19 protein-coding genes are annotated in these 24,925 nt (G+C 69.4%); 8 read left to right on the top strand and 11 right to left on the bottom strand.

The genetic code is table 11. The features are described from left to right. The first annotated feature begins 11 nt into the window (after positions 1 to 11). Positions 12 to 938 carry a LysR family transcriptional regulator gene (locus ACIBK5_RS02190; RefSeq protein WP_399015225.1) on the top strand — a complete coding sequence of 309 codons (927 nt, stop codon included), beginning with the start codon at positions 12 to 14 and terminating at the stop codon, positions 936 to 938. Between the two features lie 186 nt (positions 939 to 1,124). On the opposite strand, the gene ACIBK5_RS02185 is transcribed toward ACIBK5_RS02190, so the two are convergent. The 4 genes from ACIBK5_RS02185 to ACIBK5_RS02170 all read right to left on the bottom strand — a co-directional run bounded on the left by ACIBK5_RS02185 (position 1,125) and on the right by ACIBK5_RS02170 (position 4,537). Continuing rightward, complete coding sequence (locus ACIBK5_RS02185) at positions 1,125 to 2,129, bottom strand: NADP-dependent oxidoreductase (protein ID WP_399015223.1); 1,005 nt, start codon at positions 2,127 to 2,129, stop codon at positions 1,125 to 1,127. A 32-nt stretch (positions 2,130 to 2,161) separates the two neighbouring features. Beyond that, entirely contained in the window at positions 2,162 to 2,860 is a 699-nt protein-coding gene (locus ACIBK5_RS02180; RefSeq protein WP_399015221.1) for an SDR family oxidoreductase, read from the bottom strand. Between the two features lie 283 nt (positions 2,861 to 3,143). Continuing rightward, positions 3,144 to 3,713, bottom strand: a complete 570-nt coding sequence (locus tag ACIBK5_RS02175; protein WP_399015219.1) for a TetR/AcrR family transcriptional regulator — start codon at positions 3,711 to 3,713, stop codon at positions 3,144 to 3,146. A 257-nt stretch (positions 3,714 to 3,970) separates the two neighbouring features. Continuing rightward, entirely contained in the window at positions 3,971 to 4,537 is a 567-nt protein-coding gene (locus tag ACIBK5_RS02170) for a 2'-5' RNA ligase family protein (protein WP_399015217.1), read from the bottom strand. 392 nt (positions 4,538 to 4,929) lie between these two features. On the opposite strand from ACIBK5_RS02170, the gene ACIBK5_RS02165 reads away from it, so the two are divergent. Beyond that, the gene (locus ACIBK5_RS02165) at positions 4,930 to 6,447 is read left to right on the top strand and encodes a SpoIIE family protein phosphatase (protein ID WP_399015216.1); all 1,518 of its coding nucleotides are present in this window, start codon (positions 4,930 to 4,932) and stop codon (positions 6,445 to 6,447) included. 81 nt (positions 6,448 to 6,528) lie between these two features. On the opposite strand, the gene ACIBK5_RS02160 is transcribed toward ACIBK5_RS02165, so the two are convergent. Next, on the bottom strand, positions 6,529 to 7,377 hold the full coding sequence (locus ACIBK5_RS02160; protein ID WP_399015214.1) for a DUF4394 domain-containing protein: 849 nt from the start codon (positions 7,375 to 7,377) through the stop codon (positions 6,529 to 6,531). Positions 7,378 to 7,692: 315 nt separating this feature from the next. Here ACIBK5_RS02160 and ACIBK5_RS02155 point away from each other — a divergent pair, with 315 nt between their 5' ends. After that, complete coding sequence (locus ACIBK5_RS02155) at positions 7,693 to 8,949, top strand: PucR family transcriptional regulator (RefSeq protein WP_399015213.1); 1,257 nt, start codon at positions 7,693 to 7,695, stop codon at positions 8,947 to 8,949. Between the two features lies 1 nt (position 8,950). Here the strand turns inward: ACIBK5_RS02155 and ACIBK5_RS02150 are convergent, their stop codons facing one another. Further along, complete coding sequence (locus ACIBK5_RS02150; RefSeq protein ID WP_399015211.1) at positions 8,951 to 11,692, bottom strand: SpoIIE family protein phosphatase; 2,742 nt, start codon at positions 11,690 to 11,692, stop codon at positions 8,951 to 8,953. A gap of 272 nt (positions 11,693 to 11,964) precedes the next feature. On the opposite strand from ACIBK5_RS02150, the gene ACIBK5_RS02145 reads away from it, so the two are divergent. Beyond that, positions 11,965 to 13,011: a PP2C family protein-serine/threonine phosphatase gene (locus ACIBK5_RS02145; RefSeq protein WP_399015208.1), complete on the top strand. Its 1,047-nt coding sequence runs from the start codon at positions 11,965 to 11,967 to the stop codon at positions 13,009 to 13,011. 41 nt (positions 13,012 to 13,052) lie between these two features. Here ACIBK5_RS02145 and ACIBK5_RS02140 read toward each other — a convergent pair whose 3' ends face one another. From ACIBK5_RS02140 to ACIBK5_RS02130, 3 genes are all read right to left on the bottom strand, one after another. Continuing rightward, positions 13,053 to 13,508 (bottom strand): group II truncated hemoglobin, encoded by a 456-nt coding sequence (locus ACIBK5_RS02140; RefSeq protein ID WP_399015206.1) that lies wholly within the window; start codon positions 13,506 to 13,508, stop codon positions 13,053 to 13,055. Positions 13,509 to 13,791: 283 nt separating this feature from the next. Then, complete coding sequence (locus ACIBK5_RS02135) at positions 13,792 to 14,838, bottom strand: Clp protease N-terminal domain-containing protein (RefSeq protein WP_399015204.1); 1,047 nt, start codon at positions 14,836 to 14,838, stop codon at positions 13,792 to 13,794. A gap of 44 nt (positions 14,839 to 14,882) precedes the next feature. Next, positions 14,883 to 15,440 carry a hypothetical protein gene (locus tag ACIBK5_RS02130; protein ID WP_399016203.1) on the bottom strand — a complete coding sequence of 186 codons (558 nt, stop codon included), beginning with the start codon at positions 15,438 to 15,440 and terminating at the stop codon, positions 14,883 to 14,885. 315 nt (positions 15,441 to 15,755) lie between these two features. Between ACIBK5_RS02130 and ACIBK5_RS02125 the strand changes: the two genes are divergently transcribed. Both ACIBK5_RS02125 and ACIBK5_RS02120 read left to right on the top strand, forming a co-directional pair. Further along, the gene (locus tag ACIBK5_RS02125) at positions 15,756 to 17,531 is read left to right on the top strand and encodes a histidine kinase (RefSeq protein ID WP_399016201.1); all 1,776 of its coding nucleotides are present in this window, start codon (positions 15,756 to 15,758) and stop codon (positions 17,529 to 17,531) included. A 121-nt stretch (positions 17,532 to 17,652) separates the two neighbouring features. Then, complete coding sequence (locus tag ACIBK5_RS02120; protein ID WP_399015202.1) at positions 17,653 to 18,315, top strand: response regulator; 663 nt, start codon at positions 17,653 to 17,655, stop codon at positions 18,313 to 18,315. Between the two features lie 202 nt (positions 18,316 to 18,517). Here the strand turns inward: ACIBK5_RS02120 and ACIBK5_RS02115 are convergent, their stop codons facing one another. Further along, complete coding sequence (locus tag ACIBK5_RS02115; RefSeq protein ID WP_399015200.1) at positions 18,518 to 19,483, bottom strand: NAD(P)-dependent alcohol dehydrogenase; 966 nt, start codon at positions 19,481 to 19,483, stop codon at positions 18,518 to 18,520. Between the two features lie 141 nt (positions 19,484 to 19,624). On the opposite strand from ACIBK5_RS02115, the gene ACIBK5_RS02110 reads away from it, so the two are divergent. Beyond that, positions 19,625 to 20,269 carry a TetR/AcrR family transcriptional regulator gene (locus tag ACIBK5_RS02110; RefSeq protein WP_399016198.1) on the top strand — a complete coding sequence of 215 codons (645 nt, stop codon included), beginning with the start codon at positions 19,625 to 19,627 and terminating at the stop codon, positions 20,267 to 20,269. 153 nt (positions 20,270 to 20,422) lie between these two features. Here the strand turns inward: ACIBK5_RS02110 and ACIBK5_RS02105 are convergent, their stop codons facing one another. After that, complete coding sequence (locus tag ACIBK5_RS02105) at positions 20,423 to 21,460, bottom strand: LacI family DNA-binding transcriptional regulator (RefSeq protein WP_399015198.1); 1,038 nt, start codon at positions 21,458 to 21,460, stop codon at positions 20,423 to 20,425. A gap of 219 nt (positions 21,461 to 21,679) precedes the next feature. On the opposite strand from ACIBK5_RS02105, the gene ACIBK5_RS02100 reads away from it, so the two are divergent. Beyond that, positions 21,680 to 24,823: a family 78 glycoside hydrolase catalytic domain gene (locus tag ACIBK5_RS02100; protein ID WP_399015197.1), complete on the top strand. Its 3,144-nt coding sequence runs from the start codon at positions 21,680 to 21,682 to the stop codon at positions 24,821 to 24,823. The last annotated feature ends 102 nt before the right edge of the window (positions 24,824 to 24,925 follow it).

The following is a 24,925-nucleotide window of genomic DNA, read 5'->3' as shown; positions in this document are numbered from 1 at the left end:
TTATTCGCGGCATGGATGAACTCGGCCGGATCGACCTCAACCAGCTCCTGACGCTGCATGCCTTGCTGGCCGAGAAGCACGTCACGCGAGCCGCGTCGCGGCTGAACAAGAGCCAGCCGGCGGTCAGTCACGCCCTCGCCCAACTACGAACCCAGTTCGGTGATCCCCTGCTGGTGCGGCAGGGCGGCCGTATGGTGCTCACCGCTCGCGCTCAGGCTCTGGTGCAGCCGCTGGACGATGCCCTGAACCGTCTGAACGAACTGCTCAGGGCACCGGGCTTCGATCCGGCACTCACGCGCAGGCGATTTAGGCTGTCGCTGTCGGACTACGCCTCGCGCATCGTGCTGCCCCCGCTCGTGCGCCATGTCCGCAGCAGCGCACCCGGCCTCGACCTGGCGATCAGTCAGGCCAGCCGGGAGGCGATGGTGGCGCAGCTCACGGACGGCGAGCTCGACCTCGCTCTGGGAATCTTTCCCCACGTGCCCGAGGGCATCGAAGTCCAGGATCTCTTCCAGGAAGGGTTTGTCAGCCTCGCGGACAAGGCGGTACTGCCCGCACAAGGAGATCTGTCGCTGGAGGAGTGGCTGGAACGGCCGCACATCATGCTGGCCCTGCGCCCCGATGCGAACGACGAGATCGAGATCGCTCTGGCGGCGCGGGGACTACGGCGGCATCTCGCCGTGACCCTGCCCCACTGGAGCGCCGCAGTGGATCTGCTCGCGGGCACGGATCTCATCCTGACAGTGGCCGGCAGAGCCGTCGGGCCGATGCAGAGGCACAGAACCCTGCGGAAATTCACACCTCCCCTGGACCTCCCGCGATTTGCCTACCAGCAGGCGTGGCACGTTCGGCGAGCCAATGATCCTGCCCATCGCTGGTTGCGCGAGGCCGTGCTGACCTGCAGCCGACCAGATCGGGTACAGGCAAAACGAAGTTGACGAGTCATTCGCCAGGTGGACCCAAGCCGCTTGCAATTAGGTCGTCGTCGGCGGCGAGCTTGATGTCCGGTGCCTGACCTTCGGCGAACTCTCGGACGAGTCGCGCGCTCGGTGTCGCCGCCCTCATGCTCCCTGTCGGCCGTCGCCGTCGGGATCCGACCGCCGTACGCGGCACGAGAGCGGCACTCAGGTCATCCGTACGACGACCTTGCCCTTGGCCCGGCCTCCCTCGAGGTAGGCGACGGCGTCCGCTATCCGCTCGAGCGGGAAGGACCGGTCCAGGACAGGCCGCAGGTGCCCTTCGTCGACGAGACCGGCGAGGAAACGCAGGTCCGTTCCGCTGGGCCGCATCATCAGGAAGCGGTAGTCGACGTCGTGGGCCTTGGCCTGACGGCGCAGCTTCGCACTCATCACCTGGAACATCGCGGTGATGACGAAGCCCGCACCCAGGTCCTTGCGGGCGGTGAGGGGCTCGGGTACGCCTCCCACGGACACGACCTTCGTACCGGGCTTGACGATGCCGAAGCTGTCCGTCAGATCCTGGCCACCGATCAGGTCAAAGGCTCCGTCGAAGTCATGCAGGACGTCCTTGAATCGAGTGGTCTTGTAGTCGATGACGTCCTCCGCGCCCAGCGACCGCACCAGCTCCTCGCCGGCGGACGAGGCCGTGGTGGTGACGTGCGCGCCCATCCACACGGCGAGCTGGATGGCGAGCGTCCCCACGCCTCCGGCGCCGCCTGAGATGAAGATCCGCTGCCCCGGCCGAACCCTCATCTCGTCACGCAGCGCCTGAAGCGCCGTCAGACCAGCCAGGGGTAGACCTGCGGCCTGCTCGAAGTCGAGTTTCTCGGGCATCGGCGCCACCAGGCCGGCCGAGACGGTTGCATAGGTGGCGAAGGCCCCCAGCAGGTTCGGGTCGACCCGGGTCATCACCCGGTCGCCGACCGCGAAATCCTCGACGCCGGGGCCCACCTCTTCCACGACGCCGGCCAGCTCAGACCCGGCCACACCCGGGAGGGCCAAACGGTTGATCAAACGCAACTGGCCCTGTCGCAGCTTGTGGTCCACGGGGTTCAGTCCCGCCGCATGCACACGGATCAGGAGATCTCCAGGCCCCGGGACGGGCTTGGGCACCTCCCGCAGCTCCATGACATTCGCGTCCCCGTACTTCGTCATGACGTATCCCTGCACCTGCTGCTCCTTTCCGCGTATACCGGTGGTTCCTAGGCCACCTGGGGGTACAGACCCGTCAGATCGCCGGCCAGACCGGCCTTGACCTGTCGGGTGATGTCGTCGCCGAGCACCTCGTGCGCTCCCGCCTCGACGCCGTCGAGGGCGAGTACCGCGATGTCACGCGGGTCGGCCTTGGGCGCGTCGACGCCCGCGGCCAGGTCCGTGTCCACGTAGGCCATGTGAAGTCCGGTGACAGCGATGCCGCGCGGCCGGAGTTCCAGGCGCAGGGAGTTGGTCTGCGACCACAGCGCGGCCTTGGAGGCGCTGTAGGAGTAGCCGGTGGCCAGCCAGGACATCACGGAGTGCATGGTGAGGATGTGTCCGCCGCCGTTGCGTTCGATGATCGGCGCGAAGGCGCGGGTGACCAGCAGCGGGCCGTAGAAGTTCGTCTCGAACTCCCGCCGAACGTCATCGACCGGAGAGTCGAGGAAGTTCGCGCCGACCACGGCGCCCGCGTTGTTGATCAGCACGGTCACGTCCTCCGCCTGGGCGGCGGCCGCCGCCACGGAAGCCGGGTCGGTGATCTCCAGCGCCACCGGGACGGCGTCGGGATGCGTCACGGTGCGGGGGTCGCGGGCCGAGGCGTACACCTTGCCCGCGCCGCGCGCGTAGAGCTCCTCCACCAGTGCCTTGCCTATGCCACGGCTGCCGCCGGTGACGAAGACGCTTGCGTCCTTGAGTGCGGTCATGATTGCCTCCACAGTAGAAAACCGATCGGTTTCCTAGACTGTAAACCGATCGGTTTCCGCGTGCAAGGCGCAGTCCTGCCGCAAGTCATGGGGCGTCGGTCACGGGGCGCGGCATGCTTGATCAGCACCGCGCCGAAGTGAGCGGACAGTGAGCGGACGCGGACCGGCGTCGGGCTCCGCGCACGGGCGGCGGGCCGCCTCGTACCTGGTCGGCGTCATCGACGCGGGTGTCATCGGTCGGAGAGCGGAGCGGTCCTCGGTCCGCTCGAAGAGGCGACAGGCGTCAGCGCACGCCGGCCGCGTCGAGCAGCGTGGACACCGTGGGTGCGATGAGGCCTGCCAGCTTCTCGGCGCCGATTCCCGCGCGGGCGCTCGCGCCGTCGAAGACCAAGGTCAGCTGCCGGGCCAGCAGATCCGGGTCGCTCGCGCCGCCCTGCTCCGCCTCGGCACGGAAGAAGGCCGTCAGGTCACCCTTGACCCGGCAGGCGACCCGACTCGCCGGATGCGTCTCGTCCTTGAGTTCGATCTGAACAGCCAGGTAGGCGCAGCCCCGGAATTCCGGCAAGGTCGAGTGCGACTCCAACTGCCCGAAGACATGCAGGATCCGCTCGCGGGGCGGCCGGTCGTCGTTCATGTCGGGCAGGAGCTGGGCCGTGTAGGAAGCGGCTTGTCCTTCCAGGCTCGCCGCCAGGAGTTCGTCCTTGCTCTCGAACAGCTGGTACATCGACCTTTTGGACACCCCGGCCGCTTTGCACAGAGCCTCGACGCCGACATTGACGCCCTCGCGGTAGGAGAGTGCGGCCGCCGCCTCGATCAGCCGTTCCCGGGAAGTCCGCTTCGCCTCTGCCGTCATGGTGCGAGGCTAACTCGGTGGTCGAGGAAACGAAACCGATCGGTTTGGCCTTCCACCCGGCGGACGACGCGACCTCGAACGCCCTGCCGCGTCTGGCATCCCCGGCGCTGCCGCGAGAGGATCAAGGTCTTGGCAGAGGATGAGGGGGTGCTCGGCCGCACCGGCCGGCAAACAGTTCCCTGGCATGCGCCCCGCCCCGCCGGACGGGCACCGGTGTCGGCACCGGTGCCCGGATGGATTCCGGCTCGCCCTGGAGGTCAGGCGGTGAGGTCTTTCCTGACGAGGGTGGTGAACGCGGTGGCCGACGCCTCCTGTTGCATGTCTACGCTGGGCGCTGCGCCGCTGACCGCGGGGAGCTTGAGGGCTTTGACCTCGGAGGCGGGGAAGTCCTCTCGTGCCAGGCCGAGCGTGACGTGGGGCCAGAAGCCGTCTTCCACGATGTTCAGGTGCTGGGTGATGTCCTGCTGGATGCGGGCCAGCTCAGGGCTGTGCTCGACGCCCAGGCGGACCTGTTCACCCCTTTGGACGGTGGCCTCGTCGTAGCGGTAGGCCGGGTTGTTCTTCAGTGTCCAGCTGCCATGACGTACTTCGCCGGTGAGGCGGATGGCAGGTGCGGACCACGGTCCTGCGCTGATGAAGGAGCGGGCGTCGCCCAGTTTCTGGTCGTCGGCGCCGTGCAGGAAACCCAGGGTGATGTGGATGTGCTCCGGGCGCTGCGGGTCGACGCGGTCCTGGAACTCGCGCTGCAGGTCGACCAGAGCGTCGACCAGCTCGGGCGGGACCCTCAGGCAGATGAAGGCATTGGTCATCTGGCCACTCGCCATCGCATTCCTCCGTGTTCACTCTTCGTTGTCGCGGATGCCTGCCGTCCGGGGACGATCTCGTGGCCTCGGCTTCAGCGCTGTGGAGCGTGGCCAGTGCGAGGTGGCGCCTCAGGCTGCTGGGCGCGGGGTATCCGCGTGATCGCGGTGGACGGGCTGCTCCTTCAAGAAATCAGCTCGGCCGCCCGCGCGCACCTCGGACTGTCACGCTTCGTGATGGACCCAGCCCGCGGAGGAGGGGGGATCATCAGTCCGGTGGCGGCAGGCTCCTTGCCACGTCGCAGCGGTAGCACTCTGTAGTGGGGGTGCCTGCCTGCGCGCCGGAGGGGACGATGGAGGGAACGGCGCACGGGTGCCGGCGGCCCGCCACCCGGAGGCCGGAAGGAGCCTGAGGTATGGGTGCGACAGAACCCGTCCGGGACGATCCCGGCGCGGCGCATGTGGTGCCGTCCAAGCCGGGTGGCCTGCTCGACGTGCTGAACGTGGCCGCCGTCCTCCTCGACGCGGAGGGCAGGATCGATCTCTGGAGCCCGCAGGCGGAGATCCTCTTCGGCTTCACCGCCGAGGAGGCCCTGGGCCAGGACGCGGGCCACCTGCTGGTCGACGAAGAGCACCTCGACACGGTCCTGGAGCTGTTCGCCCAGGTCATGCAGGAGGGCGAGAGCTGGGCCGGTGTCTTCCCGATCCGGCACAAGGACGGCAGTACGCGCCTGGTGGAGTTCCGCAACATGCGGCTGCAGGACGACCAGCGCGACTACTGGGCACTGGGTCTGGCCACGGATCAGGCAACGCTGCGACAGGTGGAGCGGAACCTGTCCCTGTCCGCGCAGCTGGTGTCCCAGTCACCGATCGGCCTGGCCATGCTGGACACCGATCTCCGGTACATCTCGGTCAACCCTGCGGAGGAACGGATGAACGGGGTGCCGGTCGCCGAGCACGTCGGCCGGCACGTCCATGACGTGCTGCCTTTCATCGACGAGACCTTCGAAGCGGCTATGCGTGAGGTCCTCGCCACCGGGGCCCCGATCGTGGACCAGTACACCGTCGGGCGCACAGCGGCCGATCCGGACCATGATCATGCCTGGTCGATTTCGTTCTACCGGCTCGAGACGTCCAACGGGAAGGTGCTGGGAGTGGCGACGTCCAGCGTCGACGTCACCGAGCGGCACCGCGCCGTGGAGGCACAGCGCCACGCCGCCCTCACTCTCCAGCGCAGCCTGTTGCCCCGCCCCTCTCCACGGCGGCCCGGTCTCGACGTCGCCTACCGTTACCGCCCCGCCGAGGCGATCATGGAGATCGGCGGCGACTGGTTCGACGTCATTCCCCTGGCCGGCGACAAGACCGCCCTTGTCGTCGGCGATGTCATGGGGAGCGGTGTCACGGCCGCGGCCACCATGGGACAGCTGCGCACCGCCACGAGAACCCTGGCCAACCTCGACCTGGCCCCCGACCAGGTCCTGCACCACCTCGACTCCATCACCGACGGTCTCGACACCATCGCGACCTGCGTCTATGCCGTCTTCGACCCTCACATCGCGCAGTGTCACGTCTCCCTTGCCGGGCACCTGCCGCCCGTGCTGCTGCGCTCGGACGGCACCCGCGGACTGCTGGATCTGCCTACCGGGGCCCCCTTGGGCGGCTGTGGCGTCACCTTCGACACCACCTCCCTCGCCTTCGGCACGGGTGATCAGCTCCTCCTGTACACCGACGGCCTTGTCGAGACACGAGACGAGCCCATCGACGCCCGTCTGAACACTCTCCTGGACGCCCTCGACGACCCCGGCCGCTCGCTGGACGCCACCTGCGACCTGCTGCTGCGCACCTTGCGGGATGGCAGCGAGCGTGACGACGTGGCTCTCCTCGTCGCCCGGGCAGGTCACGGTCGCGCCGGCGGGACGAACTTCAGGGCATGAGACCGCCCGAGCCCGAGCCGTCGAGGGTGGCGCCGGTTCGCCGCGGTCCAGCGGTGGCCGGGCCGCGGCTGGGGCCGGGGATCAGGATCCGGTGAGGGAGATGGCCAGGTCCGTGATGTTCAGCGGGAACTGGCCGATGGAGGTGGCCTGGCCGGTGAAGACGTTGATGCTGTACAGCGAGGGGGTGGCGGCGCCGGACGGAGTGAGGGAGGCGAAGGCGGCGTTGTCGACCGTCTTCCCGCCGGACAGGGTGCTGTAGATGTCCATGCCGGCGTTGATTCCCGCGTCGATGCCGAGGCTGCCGGTCGGGGCGAGCGTGCCGTTGTTCGCCGGGGACTGGAGGGCGACCTGGTCGGTGGTCGTGTTGATGTCGACCAGCGTGGTCGCGGTGGCCGCGTTGAGGTCGTTGTTCGTGTAGGCGGCGGCCGAGACACCCTTGGTCGTGCCCTCGATCGGCGGGGTGGTGAGGTTCAGGTCCTGGATGGTGCTGTGGTCGTTGAGGTTGTGCCGCAGGTTCTGGCCGTTGTCACTGATCACGCGCAGGCGGTCGGCCGCCGGGTTGAAGTCGACACCGAAGTTCGCGCCGTTCAGCGCGTACTGGAGCTGGGAGACCTTGGTGACCAGGACGTCCCCGGTGCCTGACGGGGTCTTGATCGTGTAGATGCCGCCCTTGTTGCCGACGCCGTACATCAGACCGTTCTGCACCCGGAAGTCGATCCCGATCAGGCCGGTGTCGCCGCTGAGGCCGGTGACGGCCCTGACCCAGTCGAGGATCTGCGGCCGGTCGGTCGTGAACGTGGCCATCAGGGTGCCGTCACCGCTGATGCCGAAGGCGCGCAGGCTGGGTGTGGCGGCGGGAGCGGCCGAGCCGGTGCCGGGGGTGCCGAGCATGAGCGCCGTCGATGTGACCATGACCGCGACCGCCGCCATGATTCTCTTTCTCGTGTCCGCTGTCATCGGAGTTTCCCTCCCGTTTGGGTGAGCGCCATTCAAGGCGCCTGGCTGCGAATCGAGCCGGAGTGATTCCGGCGATGTTCTTCCGAGGGGTGTGCAGGCGGTTCTCATTAAGGCCGTTTCACACTTCCTCCACAAGCAGAAAGGTTGACGGAAACACCCCGATCCGGGAATTTTGCGCACTGTGATAAAAGCCCTGTCGCTACACCTGAAGCCGTTTTGTGCGGAGTGATGAACACCGTCCGGATCCCCCCTGTCGGCCCGCTTGTCCTGAATGGCAAGCTCGCGTTCATGGGGAGCCTCTTCGTCGAGCTGGCCCGGCAGGCGTCGACCAACGCCCGTCGTGAGGTCGAGACATACACACGTGAGATCCCGGAGTTCGGGTTCCTGGACAAGGACTCCCGGGCGCGAGCCGAGACGCTGGAACACTCGATGTGGTTCCGGCGTCGTACCGTCGAACTTTCGCCGGACAACAGCGAGTTGAGCGGGGACGATCTCGGCTACATCGCGTCGATGGGGGAGCTGCGGGCAGCAGCCGGGATGTCGCTCGACGCGCGGCAGCGGGTGCTGCGCGTGCACACCGCCCTCATGCTGCGTGAGATCAACGAGGCGACCGAGGCCCAGCGTGGCGGCGGTGTCGACGAAATCATGCGCATGATGACCTGGTTCGCCCCGCAGGGTGAACGCGGCATCGCCTCCTACCGCCAGGGATTCGTGCGCGTACTGCGCCGCCGAATGCCGTACACCGAGCAGGTTGCCCTGCTGACCCGGTCATTACTGAACGGAGATCCGATTTCGGCGGAACTCGCCGCGGCCGTCGACATGGAACTCCCGGATCGCTACGCGGTGACGGTTTTTCGGATTCCGGACCGGCCCACCATCGATCGTTTCCTGGAAGGCGAGATCGGGGCGCTCGTGAAGAGCCACCGTGCGCCGGTCATGTGGGGGCCGGAGGGCGGCGACGGGAGCGGTGAGCTGATCGCCCTGTTTCCGCCGTTCTCCGGCCCCGAGGCAGCGGAAGGTGCACCGCCGCACGTGGTTCCCGACCTCTTGCCCGATCTCACCCCTGCCCACCTGCCGGGCCTCGTACAGGACTTTGCCCAGGTCCTGGGCCGCCCCTGCGCCGTCGGCACGTCCGTCGCACCGCTGCCGGAGCTGGCCGACGCTCTGGACCGTGCCCGCCGGATCAGCCGGGCAGCCCCGCCGCGCCGGGCGTCCGCCCGGCTGCGGCCGCACACCCTGGCGGATGTCTTCGTCGAACTCGCCGTCGCGGACGTGCCACTCGTCGACGACTGGCTCCGCTCACTGGCCCGCCGCCTGGAGACCGGCCCCGACCTCCTCACGACCCTCGACGCGTACTACCGCCACGACATGCACCGCGGTGCCACGGCGACCGCGCTCAACGTCCACACCCGCACCTTGGACTACCGTCTGCGCCGGGTCCGTGAGCTCACGGGTATCGACCCCGGATCGACACGAGGCGTGCGCACGCTCAGTGCCGTGGTCACCCGGCGCCTCTCGGGAGCGTGGGGCCGAGCGACGGCCTGAATCACGGGCCGGCCCCCTCGTCGCCGAGGGGCGTGTCCGCGTCGGCCGGACTCGGGGCGGGCTGCTGTATGGCCTCGGGCAGGGCCTGTTCGGCCCAGATCACCTTGCCCTGCGGGGTGTACCTGGTGCCCCAGCGCTCAGCCATCTGCGAGACCAGGAACAGACCCCGGCCTCCTTCATCGGTCGTCGCGGCGTACCGCAGATGCGGTGAGGTGCTGCTGCCGTCGGCCACTTCGCAGATCAGCGTACGGTCGCGGATCAGCCGGACGTGGATCGGCCCGGCGCCGTAGCGGATGGCGTTGGTGATGAGCTCGCTAAGGATGAGCTCCATGGTGAAGCCGAACTCTGACAGGCCCCACCCTTCGAGCCTCTGCGACACGGCGTCGCGCATGCCGGAGACGGCGGCCGGGTCCGGTGGTACGTCCCAGTCGGCGATCCGATCGGGCGGCAGTTCCCGCGTACGGGCGACGAGCAGGGCGACGTCGTCCTTGGGACGCCCGGGGAGCAGGATGTCCAGCACGTCCTGGCAGGTCTCCTCGGGCGGCCGGCCGGGGTGGCCCGTCAGCGCATCGCGCAGCAGGTCCATTCCCACGTCCAGGTCGCGTCTGCGGTCCTCGATGAGGCCGTCGGTGTACAGCACGAGCTGGGTGCCCTCCGCCAGGCACAGCTCGGCCGTCTGGAACGGCATGCCGCCGAGGCCCAGGGGCGGGCCGGCCGGCACGTCCGGGAAGGTGACGGTCCCGTCGGGGTGGACCAGCGCGGGCACCAGATGCCCCGCACGTGCCATGACGTAGCGACGCGTCACGGGGTCGTAGATCCCGTACAGGCAGGTGGCGCCCACGACGCCCGCCGCGCTCTCCGCCGTCTCGTTCTGGTCGATGCTCCCGACCAGGTCGTCCAGATGGCTCAGCAGCTCGTCGGGTGGCAGATCGAGCGCGGAGAAGTTGTGGACCGCGGTGCGCAGCCGTCCCATCGTGGCGGCGGCGTGCAGGCCGTGGCCGACCACATCGCCGACGGCCAGTGCCACCCGGCTCCCCGGCATGGGAATCACGTCGAACCAGTCTCCGCCCACGCCCGACTGGGCGGGGAGATAGCGGTAGGCGATGTCGAGGGCGTTCTGCTCGGGCATCGCCTGGGGCAGCAGGCTGCGCTGGAGGGTGACGGCCAGGGCGTGCTCGCGGGTGTACCGGCGGGCGTTGTCGATGCTGATCGCGGCGCGGGCCACCAGCTCCTCCGCCAGCGACAGGTCCTCCTCGTTGAAGGGTTCATGCTGCCGCCCGCGCCAGAAGCTGGCCATGCCCAGCACGACGCCACGGGCCTGGATGGGGGCGGTGATGAGGGAATGGATGCCGTAGTCGATGATCGCCTGGGCACGCTCCGGGTCCTGCAGGCGCCAGCCCGTGGCGCTCGGCAGATCGCTCACCAGCTGGGAGCGGCCGCTGCCGTAGCCGCGGGCCTGGGGAGTGGAGGGCAGGTAGTCGAAGAGCCGGCCCTGTTCGGAGAGCGGGTGGTCGTCCCGGATGCCGTAGACGGCCGCGCGTCGCATGTCCGTCCCGGTGGGGGCCGGCTCATCGCCGTGCAGGACGGTGTCGGCCAGGTCCACGGTGACGAAGTCGGCGAAGCGAGGAATGGGGACCCGCGCCAACTCGTCGGCGGTGCGCAGCACGTCCAGGCTGGTACCGATGTGGAGCCCGGCGTCGTAGAGCAGCCTGAGCCGTTCCCGTGCCACCTCCGCCCTGCCGGTCACCGCCTGTAGCTCGGTGGAGTCGCGCAGCGTCACCACTGTCCCCCTGGGGCCTCCCTTGCGGTCCGTAGGGCGCTGGTTGACCGCGAGTAGCCGATCGCCCGCGAGGTGCACCTCGTCGGTGGCCTCGCGCCCGGAGACGAGCAGCGCCTTTGTCTCGGGGTCGAGGCCCGGCAGGTCCGAGACGAGTCGCCCCTCCACGTCCGGGGGCAGCTCCAGCAGTCGTCTGGCCTCGTCGTTCGCCAGCATCAGCCGCCCGTCGGAGGCCACGATCAGGACCCCTTCCCGGACGGAGTGGAGCACCGTGTCGTGGTGCTCGTACATGAGGGTCATCTCGTCCGGGGCGAGGCTGTGTGTCTGTCGCCGCAGCCGCCTGCCCACCAGTGCCGTCACCCCGGTGGACAAGACGAGCGCTCCGGCCCCGGCGCCCAGGATGATGGGCAGTTGCCGGGTCAACTGGCTTTGGACGTTCTTGACCTTCATCCCCGCCGAGACGATGCCCACCACCTCGGCGTCGGCGTTCTTGATCGGGACTGTGGCCTGCACTTCGCGGCCGAGCGGGCCGTCGACGCTCTCCACGAAGACCTTCCCCGCCAGCGACGGTCCGATCTCGCCCACGAACTTCTTTCCGATGCGGTCCGGCAAGGGGTGCGTGTACCGGATGCCCTCGGTGTCCATGACCACGATGAAGTCGACACCGGCGGCCCGGCGCGCCTCCTCGGTGAGCGGCTGGAGAATCCTGCTCGGATCCGGAGTCCGCAATGCCGCCTGGACGCCTGGCGCATGCGCGAAGGTCTGTGCCACGGCCGTGGAGCGGCGCCTGGCCTCGGCGCTGGTGTCCCGCTCCGACTGCAGGATGAGAGCGAAAACGCCGCAGGCCACGAGCAGCACCACGAGAGCCACCTGGAAGATCAACACCTGCCCGGCCACGCTCCGCGTGCTCTTGCTGATCACGCGTTTGACGGAGAGGTGCTGAAAGCGGGCGAAGCGATTCGCCATGCGACCTTTTTAACACTGGTGATCCCGACCGGCCAGGGCCCGCCTGATCCTCGCCTGGTCGCCAGGGAGTCTGTGCGGGCCATGCGTGTCACACATGGCCTCGGCTCCTCCGGGCGGGCCCGTTCGCCGCGCCGCGGAGCGCGCGGCGCATGATCTTCTCCGCGCTCGACGCCCGATTAGGTCGATACTATGCATTTGTGATCATGTCTGCGCGGCTGAGGCGTCGTCGCCCCGCCTACAGCGGCCGATGGGAAGCTGCCCGGCTGTCACCCGTGGTCCTGACCGTCCTCATCGCCGTACTGGCGTTCTCCACACCCCGGGAGATCGCCATCAGCCGCCTTCTGCCCGCCGCACCCGCCCTTGCCGCAGCGATGTGGCCCGTGCTCCCCACCCTCATGCTGGGGGCGTTCTGCCTGGTGCTCATGACAGTCCTCAGCCTCTTCTACACCGATCTGGGGACGCAGTACACGTCGGCCGCGATCGTCGCGGTCACCTTGGCGGCCGCATACGGGAGTCATGTCCGGCTTCAGCGAGAGGAAGTGCTCTTCCAGGTCCGGCTCGTCGCCGACGCCGCCCAGAAGGTGCTGCTGCGCCCGCTGCCGCGCCGCGTCGAGGACATCGAGATCGAGTCGATGTATCTGGCGGCCCAGGAACAGGCCCGGATCGGCGGCGACTTCTATGAAGCGATCGGGACACCGCACGGGGTCCGGCTGCTCATCGGCGACGTCCGGGGCAAGGGCCTGTCCGCAGTGGGGGTGGCCTCGGCGGTGATCAGTTGCTTCAGGGAGGCGGCGTACGACGAGCCCGACCTGCGGGGCATCGTCCATCGCCTGGAGACCACCGTCACGCGCCACAGCGCTGTGTTTCCCGTTCAGGACCAGCCCGAGCACTTCGCCACCGCTCTCCTCGCCGAGATCCCGCCCGACGGCGACCGCATACGACTTCTCAACTGCGGACATCCACCGCCGCTGATCGCGCATCGCGGGAAGGTCCGGGTCCTGGAGCCCGCCATCCCCTCCCCGCCACTCAACCTCGCGGCGCTCATCGGTGACCGCTACTGGGTGGACAGCGTCGCCTTTGCCCCGGGTGACCAGTTGCTTCTCTACACGGACGGCGTATCGGAGGCCCGGGACCATGCCGGCCAGTTCTTTCCGCTGCCGGACTGGATGCGGCGGCAGGGCCTGGAGCAGCCCCGCGAGCTGCTCGATCAGCTGCACCGGGATCTGCTGCGGCACAGCGGCGGAAGGCTCGACGACGACATCGCGGCCCTGGCGCTGAGGCGCTCGGACGTGAGGGACCGAGGAGTCGTCGGTCCATGATCCACTGAGCGCCGGCCGACCTGACATCGGCCTGGGTCAGCTCAGGACAGTCCCTTCCAGCCCCAGCGGGGGGTGGGGCCGGGGTCGCCCAGGTCGGTGCCGACGGGATCGGCCGAGACGGCCCGGGCGATCTCTGTGCCCCAGTCGAAGTACGCCATCACTCGCTGTCGCAGCAGGTCGTCGTCGGGGAGTTCCTTGTCGACGGCCTCTGTCATCAGCTCCATCCACCGCAGGCGCTGTTCCTCGGTGATGGCCAGTCCGAGGTGGGAGCGGATCAGGGCCTGATGGCCGCCCAGTTCCCGGGTGAACGCATCTGGACCGCCGAAGACCTCGTCCAGCCAGATGGCGACGTGCTCGATGTGAGTGCGGGTGAATTCGGCGAAGACCGGCGCCAGCAGCGGGTCGGCCAGGACCCGGTCGTAGAAGGTGTCGCTCAACCGGCGAAGGACCTCCATCCCACCGATGGCCTCGCTCAAAGATCCAGTGCGCTCGCTCATGCCACTCATCCCCGTCGACAGCGTCACGCCGGCCAGACCAACGTGTCCCATGCTCCCACCTCACCGCGCTGTGTGTCCGAACCTTCGTTCATGGACCCGATGAGCAAGGCGTGGATCCGTGACAGTGGCGGGGCCCTGGCGCGTACGGACGGGTGGGCGGAGTCGGGGCGGCCCAGCCTGGTGAGCTCGGAGGCGTGCAACGGCTCGGCGCGGGACGCACCCCGATGCGACGGGTCCTGGCCCGCAGCCGTGTCCCAGGGGCCGCAATCGGGCACCCACCCTGTCAGTCTCCGGGAGCGGTGGTCAGTGCGTGGATCAGCTGCCGGGCTCGCGTCTGCTCCCTCAGGAGGGTCTCGACGAGGGGGCCGGTACCCGGGTCGTTCGTCGATGCGTTGCAGGAGTCGGCCGACCGCACCGCGCGGGGGCGTGCAGCCTCATCGAGGTACTTCTTGACGGGCCGGGGGTCGGCTGTCAGGCGGATTCCGTCACGGGTGAGGGCATGGTGAACCGAGGCGTAGTCGATGCCCAGGCGGGCCAGCCGCTCACCGCCCGCATAGCGGGTGTCGGGAGTGGGGGTGCTGGCCTTTGCCAGGTGCGGGTACCGCAGCGCCACCTCGTGGGTGGCCAGGACCGCCAGCAGGGCATGCTCGGTCCCCACGGGGCCGTTGCCGAGACGGCGTGCTTGGTCATAGGTCTCCGTACTGACCCACCAGGCAGGACGTGAGGCCCAGTTGATCCCAGCGAACCTGAGTACCCAACGCTGCCAGAAGGGCATGTGACGATAGTGGCTTCGGCCGAGGAGAATGTCGCGGGTGGCGTGCAGCAGGGGGCCCAGGCCGTCCTGCCGGCCTCCGGTTCCGCCGTCGAGCCGGGTGCGTACCGCCTGCGGTGAGACGCGGCACGCGCCCAGCAGTTCCACCGCGCGGTTGTCCTCTTCCAGCAGCGCCCGCAGCAGATGAACGCCGGTGAACTTCGCTGCGTTCTCCCGCTGTGCCTGCCGCATCGCCGCGGTCAGCGCCCTGGCCGCGGCGCCGGTGAGGCTGTCCCGGTCACCGTCGTCGCCCAGCACGTCCTGCGCGGCGACGCTTGCCTCGATGTCGTCGGTGCCGCTCCACGCACCGTCCCTGTCCATCGTGTCCCGCAGTACCGCCATCAGCGCCGTCCTGGTCGCTCCTTCATCGTCGAGTGCTTTGCGCGCCGGCCCTCTGGCCGTGGTGATGCCGGCCAGTAGATGCTCGGTACCCGTGGGCCCCTCGGCGGATCCCCGGGCGCCGCGGGCTGCCCCCAGGATTCCGATGGTGTTCCAGTCGGGTTCCTTGATCGCTTCCATGCGGCCTTTCCTCTCCTGTTCCGCTCGATGGCCCGTATTCCGCGTCAACGTGACTGCAGGGCGTCCAGCGCCACCGCCTGTGCGATGGCGAGGCGGCGGTCGATGCCGGGGGCTGCGATGTCGAGTACGTACCGGTCGCGCAGCCCGAACTTCTTGTCGACCCTCATCAACCGCTTGTCGCCCTCGGTGAAATCGAAGTGGTACGGCCATGCGAACGGCACGAAGTCGGTGACCGGGAGGAACTCCCAGACTCGGCGCAGCACGGCCACCAACCGGTTGCGCTCGCGGCCGGTGAGCTCCACCGTGCCTGGCTGCTCCAGGACCCATGTCGAGCGCAGCAAGGAGGCCACAGCCCTTTCGCGAAACGACCCGATGGGGTTCCCGTCCTCGTCCCGCACGGTGTAGACGGCGCCGATGTCGAGGACTTGGCCGGCCTCGAAGGTGCACAGGACGCGGTTCTTGGACTCGTCGGTGTAGATGGTCACCTGTTCCTTGAGCGCCATCCGCTTCTGCTGAGCGAAGGCGACGACCTCACCCTCCGAGCCGCCCGAGCCGTCGGGACGGGCCACGGTCACCACGTACTGGTTGGCCATGAAGGTCATCTTCTGCAGGACGCTGAACCGATCGTGCGCCTGCAATCGTGCGTTGTCCACGTGACGACTCCCGCCTCTTCATCCCATACACGGGCCTGTTGTGAACCGCCCGCACCGCTTGCGCTCTGCTGCTGAGCCATCGTCACCGCGACAGGCGACTCGACGCAGTCCCCGAAAGTCGTGTCTCGCAGCGACCGATGGCGATGGGCCAGGGCACGTCCAACAGCTTCTGCCGCACCTGTGGTTGTCGACTTTCGTCGTTCGGCGTCACGACCCAGGGATGATGTTGTGCTCCCGGGCGCTGACTATCGTCGGCCCGTGGAACTGGACGAAGCACACCCCGCCCGCACCGTACGGTCGCTCCGCCTCCGGCTTGCGGCCGCGTCCCCCTGGAGCCGCAGAAGGATCGCCGGGGAGATCGTGCTCACCGTCGCCCTCGCTGGGCTCGCGGTGCTGTTCGAAGCAGTGAGGTCCGGTTACGGGGTGCGAACCTTCGCCGTCGTGGCGGGCATTGCCGTGCTGTCGCTGATCAGGCGTGCGCTGCCGGTGACGGTGCTGGTCGTCTCTGCCGGCGCGGCAGCGGTACTGCTGTCCGCGGTGCCGCTGATGGTCTACGCGAGCTGGTCGGCGGGAAGCCGCATCACAAAGCCCGGGCGGGTGTTCGCTGCCTACGCCGCCGCGCTCGTCCTCCATACCGTGCTGTCCGCCCACGAGGAGATCAGTGGCTCCGGCCTGTCGCTTCCGGTCACGGGCGCGCTGAGCGCGGCAGCGTTTCTCACGCTGGGGATCGTGCCGGGACTGATGTCCCGCTACCGGGCGCAACGCCACTCGCTGCTGGACGCACTGCAGCGGAACAACGCCCAGCTCGTGCGCGAGCAGGCGATGGTGGCACGACAGGCGCGCCTGCTGGAGCGAGGCCGCATTGCGCAGGACATGCACGACAGCCTCGGCCACCAACTCGCCCTGATCTCCGTGCACGCGGGCGCCTTGCAGGTTGATCCGGACCTGACCGACCGCCAGCGCGAAGGGGTCCGGATCCTGCGCGACGCCTCCGTGGCCGCGATGGGGGAGCTACGCGAAGCCGTCGGCATCCTCCGCGAAGACCGGGACGACCCGAACCGGCCCGGCGACCTCCCCGAGCACGCCAAGCCCTCTCCGGCCGCGGCCACGCACACGGGCGGCGGGCGCCCGCTCACCCGGGTCGTGGCCTCCATCGACGGCCTGGTGGCAACGTCCCGGACTGCGGGCGCGACCGTGGAACTGCACCGGTCCGGCGCCGCCCGGCCACTGGCGCCCGCCGCCGACCACGCGGCGTACCGCATAGCCCAGGAGGGCCTGACCAACGCCCACAAGCACGCCGCGGGCGCCCCGATCACCGTTGCCCTGCGCTACGAGCCGGACAGCCTGGTGGTGGAGGTCGCCAACGGGCCCGCGCCGGCCGGGGTGCCGGGCGCCCCGGCAGCGGTCAGCGGCGGTCAGGGACTGGCAGGCCTGCGGGAGCGGGCCCGGCTCATCGGCGGCATGGTGCACACCGGCCCCACCGCGGACGGCGGCTTCCGTATCGCGGGGATGCTTCCCTACGGCACCGGGCACGGCGAGCCCGGGCCCCGCCCGGACGACGCGACCTCCGTCAGCCCGGACGACGACTTCGGAGGACAGCCAGGGGCGGGACCCGAGGGCAACAGTGGAACGGTCATCAACCGTTCCGACAAGCACGGGGAGTACGCCGCCATCATGAGCAGCAAGAAGAACGTGGCCATCGGCTGTGCCGTCACAGCCGTAGTCCTCGTCGTGAGCGTGATCGCCCTTGGCGTCTGGGGGGTGAGCGCGCTGATGGACGAGCTGGAGAAGTCCACGATCCCGGTGAGCGTGTACGAGTCGGCGAAGGAGGGGGATCCCGAAGCCGACGTGCAGGCCGAACTGCCCGACGAGGACTCCTTTCTGACGACGGATCTGGAGGACCAGGGCCCGCGGCCACCCGAGGACGCCACCTGCCGCCACTTCGCGTCCGACGACCCCGACGACACCTCGACCATCTTCCGGTTCTGCTTCCGCGACGGAAAGCTGGTCACGAAGCAGACCTTCAAGGACGAGAGCTGATCCGCAGGGCCGAGAAACGACCCGCGTTGTAGCGCCGTCCGCGCGATGGACCCCGACCGGATCAAGGCATGATGGCGAGGCCATGCCATCGCCTTCCGACCGACACCGCCCAGGAGGCCGTGTGATCCGGGTCCTCGTCGCCGACGACGAGCCGCTCATCCGAGCCGGCATCAGGATGATCCTCAACTCGGCCGACGACATCGACGTGGTCGCCGAGGCCGGCGATGGCCGGGAGGCGGTGAGGAGCGCTCGCGGCACCGCCGTCGACGTTGCCCTGCTGGACATCCAGATGCCGGTGATGGACGGGCTGACGGCACTGGCCGAGCTGGGCCGCGCCGCGCCGCAGGTACGGGTGCTGATCCTCACCACGTTCGGCGAGCGGGACAACGTACTGCGGGCGCTCGGCCACGGCGGCGCGGGGTTCCTGCTCAAGGACACCGCGCCCGATGAGCTGATTCACGCGGTGCGGGCGGCGGCGGCCGGGAACGCCTATCTCTCGCCGGCGGCCACCCGGCACGTGGCGGACGCTCTTGCCTCCCCCATGGCCACCGCCCGCGCGGAGGAGGCCAGACGCCGCCTCGACGGGCTGACCGAACGGGAGCGTGACGTCCTCGCCCTGCTCGGCGAGGGCCTGTCCAACGCGGACGCGGGCAGGCGGCTGCACATGAGCGAAGCCACCGTGAAGACCTACGTCAGCCGCATCCTGACCAAGCTCGACTGCGACAACCGGGTGCAGGCGGCACTCCTCGCCCGCGACGCCGGACTGCACCCGGGCGCGGTGTGACCCGGCCGGGGGGCAACTCAGGCATAGCCCGGACAGCGCGGCGGACCGGCTCGGTGATGGCCTATCCGACCGAGAAGCGGGCACGCATTCCTCGTTTCCGCATGGCGCGGAAGTGAGCGAGGAAGTCTTGCGAGGATCCGGCACTGGCGCCGGCGTTCCCGGGACGCACGAGTGGCGCTGACCAACACCTTCCCAACAGACGCTAGTCGACCCTGACCACGTATTTGCCCCGCACCCCGCCCGCCTCCAGGGCCCGGTGTGCCGCTGCTGTCTCTTCCAGGGGGAAGACCGTGTCCACCGCCGGCCGGAGCTTTCCCTCCGTCACCTGGTGGGCGAGATCATCGAAGAGCGCACGTTCGGGGTTGCCGCTGAAGAAGCGCACCCGACCGCGTCCGTGGAGGGCGCTGGCCGCGATGTAACCCAGAGAGGCGGCGGGCCGCGCCTGGTCGAAGGCGATTGCGACCATGCGTCCGCCGGGCTTCAGAAGCCGCCGTACGGTACGCAGGCCGGTGCCCGCCGTGTCGAGGACCACGTCGAACAGTCCCAGTTCCGCCTGGGACACAGTCCGGTGGTCGACGGCCTGGTGGGCACCGAGCGAGCGGACGAAGTCGAGGTTGGCAGCGCGGGCCAGGGCCGTGACCTCGGCGCCGTATGCCCGTCCGAGCTGGACTACGGCGTTGCCTACGCCGCCCGCCGCGCCCCGTACGAGCAGCCGTTCGCCGGGGCGCAGTGCGGCCTTGTCGCGCAGGGCCGTGATGGCCGTGGTGGCCACCGGAAGTGCGGCGGCGGCCACGAGGTCCAGCCCGTCCGGGACCCGGCCGAGCCGCTCGGGCCGTACCGTCACGTACTCGGCCGCGCTGCCGAATCCGGAGCGGCGGCCGAGGACGCCCCACACCTGGTCGCCGACATCGACGCCGGTCGCGCCGGTGCCGAGTGCGGCGACCTCGCCCGTGAAGTCCAGCCCGACGCGCTGCGGGAACTTCCGGCCGGTGATGAGGCTGACGCGACCGGAACGGGCCGCCAGCTCACCGCCGTTCACGCTGAACGCGCGCACACGCACGAGGACCTCACCGGATGCCGGTACGGGGCGCGGTACCCGGCCCACGTACAGCACCTCGGGGCCGCCGAAGCGGTCGAACAGCACGGCTTTCATCATGCGGTCGTCCATCGTTCTCACCTTCGCCGTCAGCGGACGTTCGGGGGGATCCGGTCGCCGAGCGTAGGCTGCTAAACGGACGGGATCGTCCACTTGAGCCGGAGGTGAGAGACAGTGGCGGGGGAATCCTCTCGGATCGCGGGTCAGGACAGGCTGAGGGCGGATGCCCAGCGCAACCGGCAGCGCATCCTCGTGGCTGCCCGCGCGGTCTTCGCCGAGCACGGCATCGACGCGCCCATGGCGACCGTGGCCCGCCGGGCGGGGGTCGGCGTGGCGACGCTGTACCGGCGTTTCCCGACACGGGACGCTCTGGTGCGGGCCGCGTTCGCGCACCAGATGGCCACCTGCGCCCGGACGCTCACCGCGGCGCTGGCCGACCCCGATCCGTGGCGGGGCTTCCAGCGGCTGTTCGAGACGGTCTGCGAACTGCAACGGGAGGAACGGGGGTTCCCGGCCGCGTTCGTCGCGGCCTATCCGGACAGCACGCGAGAACATGCGCGGGAACGGGAACAGGCCGAGCGGGAGTTCATGACCCTGGTCCGCAGGGCTCAGGCGGCCGGCGCGCTGCGGGCCGACTTCCACCCCTCCGACCTCGCCGTGGCCCTGCTGTCCCACTGCGGTCTGGTCACCGCGCTGCCGGGTGACCGTGCGGCGTCCCGGCGTCTGGTGGCGTACCTCCTCCAGTCGTTCCGCGCCGAAGCGGCCCACGCGGCGCTGCCGGCGCCGAGCGCCCTGTCACTGCGCAGTCTTCCCCTCACGGCCGACAGCTCCCAGGGACTGCGGCCCTCCAGAGCCTGATACGAAGCGACGCCTGCCGCGTGGCCCGCCCGTCGGGCGACCGCGCCACTTTCGCAACACCGTTGTGAGGCAGGACGAACCAGGGGTCCTCTTGGTGGATAACGTTTCCCGCCGAACAGCCCTGCGTACCCCGTCGGGCGCGGGCCGGCCGGCCTACGTCGGCGGTGGGGCCGTGGTCCGGCGTGGCACGAGTGTGGGGGAGAGCATGAGCCGGGTCGACGGCCTGTGCCGGTCGGCGATCCGGTCCAGCAGCAGGCGTACGGCGTTCCTGCCCATCTCATGTCCTGCCTGGTCCACGCTGGTCAGGGAGATGGGGCCGAACGCGGCGAACGTGGTGTTGTCGTAGCCGGCCACGGAGATGTCGCCGGGGACGGTCAGTCCGGCCTCGGCGACCGCTTCCAGCACACCCATGGCGACGATGTCCGCTCCGGCGAAGACGGCCGTGGGCCGATGCGGGCGGGCCAGGAGCTGCTGCGCGCCCTCGTACCCGCCTTCCTGGGTGTAGCTGGTGGACACGACGTCGATCGATTCCTCCAGGCCGTGCGTCCGCATGGCCTGCCGGTATCCGTCGGCGCGCCGGGCGTTGGGCATCTCCGCGAGGCGCGCGGGATCGGTTTCGTGATGGTCGATGTGGGCGATCCGTCGATGCCCGAGACCGGCGAGATGGCCGACGATCAAAGAAGCGCCCTCGATGTCGTCGTCGGTCACGGTGTCGTGGAGCGGGGACGACCCGTGGCGGCCGATGACGACGGTCGGCACGGCGGACGCGACGTGTTCGAGGCGGGCTCGCGAGGACACGGGGGCGACGAGGACGATGCCGTCCATGCCGCGGTCGATCATCGCCTCGGTGACGCGGGCCTCCGCCTTCTCACCGTTGCAGCCCGGCCCGAGGAACACCTGGTACTCGGTGTCCTCCAGTGAACCCGTGATGCCGTCGAGGATCTCGGGGAAGAACGGGTTGCGGATGTCGGGCAGCATCACGCCGATGGTGTACGTCTGACCGCGCAACGCCCTGGCGCCCGCATGCGGCCGGTAGCCCAACTCGTCGATCGCGCGCCGCACCTTGGCGCGCATCTCGGGGCTGGCGCCATAGGCGTTGCGCAGAACCTTCGACACGGCGGTCGTGGAGACCTGGGCGTGACGTGCCACGTCGACGATGGTGACCCTGCGACGCGGTGCTGGCGGCTCCATCCGGTCCCTTGCCTCTCTGGGAAACGCTGCCGCCGAGTGTATGCCCGGCATCTTGACGCCCCCTGGGCGCTCTCTAGGGTCAGGCCCACATCTCCTCGGAAAACGTTACCCATCGCCGCACCGAAGCGCGGCGCGATCTTCCAGCGCTTGTTCGGGCCACGGCCCTCGAGGATCTTGACAGCCGAATTTTGAATCGATTCACCACCGGAGGATGCAGGCGTGAGTCATGATGCAGTGCGTCGTCGGACCGTACTCGCCGCGACGGCCGGAGTCGTGTCGGTAGGCGCCGGGGCAGGCGTCCCGGGAGGCGGAACGACTGCCGCCGCCGCGGAGCCCTCCCTGCTTCCTGAGGGCCACGCGGTGGGGGCGCTGACCGTCGAACACCGCACCGATCCGCTGGGCGTGGACGCGAGCAGGCCGCGCTTCGGGTGGCGCATACGGACGTCGAGCCGTGGCCGGAGCCAAGGGTCGTACCAGATCCTCGTCGCAAGCTCGCCCGACAAACTGTCCGCAGCCCGCGCGGACCTCTGGAACAGCGGACGCGTCCGCTCCGCCGATTCCGTCGCCGTCCGCTACGCGGGCAAGCCGCTCGGCGCCTCCACCCGCTACCACTGGACCGTCACCGTCTGGGACGCGGAAGGCCGTCCGGTCGGAGTCGCCTTCCCGTCCACCTTCGAGACCGGCCTGATGAGCACCGACGGTGTGGCCGGGTGGGACGGCGCGCAGTGGATCGGGATGAAGGGGAAGGAGCCCGGCTCGGCCGGTGCTCCCATGCTGCGGAGGGAGACACCCCTCAGGACACCCCTCAGGACCGACGGCCGGGGGCGGGTGCGCGAGGCACGGCTGTACGTCTCGGCCCTGGGGGTCTACGACGCCTACGTCAACGGACAGCACGTGACCGTCCCGCAGGACGGCGGCACCACGATCGAACTGCTGCCCCCGGGCTGGACCAACTACGACGCGCGCGTCAACTACCTGACGTACGACGTCACGGATCTCGTGACGCGGGAGCAGGCGGTTGCCCTCGCCTTCGTCCTGGGCAACGGCTGGTACAACGGCCGGGTCTCCGAGGGCAGCACGTACTGGTCGAAGGACGGCAACGCCCTCGCGATCAAGGCCAAGCTGCTGATCCGGTACGCCGACGGCACCTCGCAGACGGTCGTCACCGAGCCGGACGGCACCTGGAAGGCCACGGACACCGGCCCCCACCGGGCCGACGACATCTACGACGGCCAGACCTACGACGCCCGGAAGGAACTGCCCGGCTGGGCGGCGCCCGGATTCGACGACAGCGCGTGGGCCGACGTGACACGCGTCGCCTTCGAGGACACCTACCCGGGCGCGCAAGTCCTCGCCTACCCGGCCGAGACGGCGCGCCTCATGCCGCAGTGGGACCGCCGGCCGCGGTCGATCACCGTCGCCACCGGAGTGACCGGCCAGGACGGCAGCCCCAACGGCAAGGGGCGCATCGTCGTGGACCCCGCCCGGACGGTGACCGACCCTGAGCAGGCGGCCTCCGCCTCCGTGACGATCGGCAGCGGCGAGACCGCCGTCTTCGACCTCGGCCAGAACATGGTCGGCGTCGCCCGCTACCGCCTGCGCGGTCCGGCCGGCGCGCGGGCCGAGTTCAGGTTCGGCGAGATGCTCAACGACGACAGCGCCGGAGCGGACGGCCCCGAGGGCTCCGTCTACCGGGCCAACCTCCGCAGCGCCAAGGCCACCAGCACCTACATCCTCAAGGGCGACCGGAAGGGCGAGACCCATCAGGACTCACTGACCTTCTACGGCTTCCGCTACGTTTCCGTCACCGCGACGGACACCGTCACGATCACCGGTCTGACCGGCAGGACCGCCACATCCGCGATCCGCGAGACCGGCAGCCTCACCACGAACGATCCCGACATCAACCAGCTGATGAGCAACGTCCGTTGGGGCCAGCGCGGCAACTACCTCTGGGTGCCCACCGACTGCCCCCAGCGCGACGAACGCCTCGGCTGGACCGGCGACACCCAGGTCTTCGCCACGACCGGTCTGTACAACGCGGACGCCGGTGTCTTCCTCGGCCACTTCCAGGACACCGTCGTCGACTCCCAGACCATCTACGGCACGGACCAGGCACAGTTCACCGGAGTGGCTCCCGGCGGGCGGTACAACTTCCCCGACGGCGGGAGCGGTTGGGCGGACTGCGGCGTCGTCCTCCCGTGGACCGTGTGGCAGATGACGGGTGACGCGACCATCGTCGAGAGCAGCTGGCCGGCGATGACCCGCTACCTGGACTGGATCCGTGAGCAGACCGGTGACACCTACGCCGGCCAGGGGTCCCTCACCGGCGACTGGCTGGCACCGCAGAAGACCAGCGCGCAGCTCATGAGCGACGTCTACTACGGCTACTCCGCGCGGTTGATGGCGCAGATGGCCCGGGCCATCGGCCGGACGAAGGAGGCCGAGGCGTACCAGCGCCTCTTCGGGCGCATCAGGCAGGCGTTCATCGCCAAGTACCTGAGCACCGAGGGCGGCCGGGTCACGGTGAAGTCCAGCCTCGGCGCCGCCTCCCCGATCGAACCCGGCGCCGACCCCGACCAGAAGACGGAGGACAACAGCCAGACCGCGCTGCTCTGGGTCCTCAAGCTCGGGTTCTACGAGACGCAGGCACAACGCCGCGCGCTCGTCGAGCACCTGGCCGACAACATCGGCAACGACGCGGCCTACAAGGCGGCGCACCCGGACAGCAGCCGGGTCAAGTACGCCGAGAACACGCTGTCCGTCGGCTTCCTGGGCGTCAACGTCCTGGCCCCCGTCCTGTCCGACGAGGGCCGCGCCGACCTGGCGTACGCACTGCTCCACCAGGACGCCCTGCCGTCCTGGCTGTACTCGGTGAAGAACGGCGCCACCACCGTCTGGGAGCGCTGGAACTCCTACTCCGAGGACGCGGGCTTCGGCCCGGTCAGCATGAACTCCTTCAACCACTACGCCTACGGCGCGATCATGGAGTGGATGTACACGCACATGGCCGGCATCGCCCGCGACCCGGACAGCCCCGGCTTCAAGCACTTCCTGCTGCGGCCCCACCTCGATCCCACGGGCAGGATCACGCGGGTGGCGGGTTCGTACGAGTCGCCGTACGGCGAGATCCGGAGCGCCTGGGAGGTCGTCGAGGCGGGACGGGCCCTGAAGTACGAGGCCGCGGTGCCCGCCAACAGCGAGGCGACCCTGCGCCTTCCCGCCACCTCCGCCGACGCCGTCCGTGAGGGACGCACCCCGCTGGCGCGGGTGTCCGGAGTGCGTTTCCTCGGATTCGCCGAGGGGGTGTGCGCGTACCGTCTGCCGTCCGGGCGGTACCGGCTGACCGCTGCGCTGCGCTGACATCGCAGTCGGCGCATGCCCCGCGGTCCTTGAATCCGGGGCTGACTACGATGGTCCGTCGGCACTCGAATTGCACCGTGTCGGTCACCGGCGGCCGACTTC

This window comes from Streptomyces sp. NPDC050546 (assembly GCF_044457425.1).
Taxonomy (GTDB): Bacteria; Actinomycetota; Actinomycetes; order Streptomycetales; family Streptomycetaceae; genus Streptomyces.
This window is presented reverse-complemented; position numbering and strand designations above follow the sequence as displayed.

Bases quoted from the DNA above. Each gene is read 5' to 3' on its own strand.
- ACIBK5_RS02105 (WP_399015198.1), bottom strand. From the start codon at position 21,460: ATGGAGCCGCCAGCACCGCGTCGCAGGGTCACCATCGTCGACGTGGCA.
- ACIBK5_RS02150 (WP_399015211.1), bottom strand. From the start codon at position 11,692: ATGGCGAATCGCTTCGCCCGCTTTCAGCACCTCTCCGTCAAACGCGTG.
- ACIBK5_RS02135 (WP_399015204.1), bottom strand. From the start codon at position 14,838: ATGGAAGCGATCAAGGAACCCGACTGGAACACCATCGGAATCCTGGGG.
- ACIBK5_RS02115 (WP_399015200.1), bottom strand. From the start codon at position 19,483: ATGGACGACCGCATGATGAAAGCCGTGCTGTTCGACCGCTTCGGCGGC.
- ACIBK5_RS02140 (WP_399015206.1), bottom strand. From the start codon at position 13,508: ATGAGCGAGCGCACTGGATCTTTGAGCGAGGCCATCGGTGGGATGGAG.
- ACIBK5_RS02170 (WP_399015217.1), bottom strand. From the start codon at position 4,537: ATGGCGAGTGGCCAGATGACCAATGCCTTCATCTGCCTGAGGGTCCCG.
- ACIBK5_RS02190 (WP_399015225.1), top strand. From the start codon at position 12: ATGGATGAACTCGGCCGGATCGACCTCAACCAGCTCCTGACGCTGCAT.
- ACIBK5_RS02130 (WP_399016203.1), bottom strand. From the start codon at position 15,440: ATGACCTTCATGGCCAACCAGTACGTGGTGACCGTGGCCCGTCCCGAC.
- ACIBK5_RS02160 (WP_399015214.1), bottom strand. From the start codon at position 7,377: ATGGCGGCGGTCGCGGTCATGGTCACATCGACGGCGCTCATGCTCGGC.
- ACIBK5_RS02155 (WP_399015213.1), top strand. From the start codon at position 7,693: ATGGGGAGCCTCTTCGTCGAGCTGGCCCGGCAGGCGTCGACCAACGCC.
- ACIBK5_RS02165 (WP_399015216.1), top strand. From the start codon at position 4,930: ATGGGTGCGACAGAACCCGTCCGGGACGATCCCGGCGCGGCGCATGTG.
- ACIBK5_RS02175 (WP_399015219.1), bottom strand. From the start codon at position 3,713: ATGACGGCAGAGGCGAAGCGGACTTCCCGGGAACGGCTGATCGAGGCG.
- ACIBK5_RS02180 (WP_399015221.1), bottom strand. From the start codon at position 2,860: ATGACCGCACTCAAGGACGCAAGCGTCTTCGTCACCGGCGGCAGCCGT.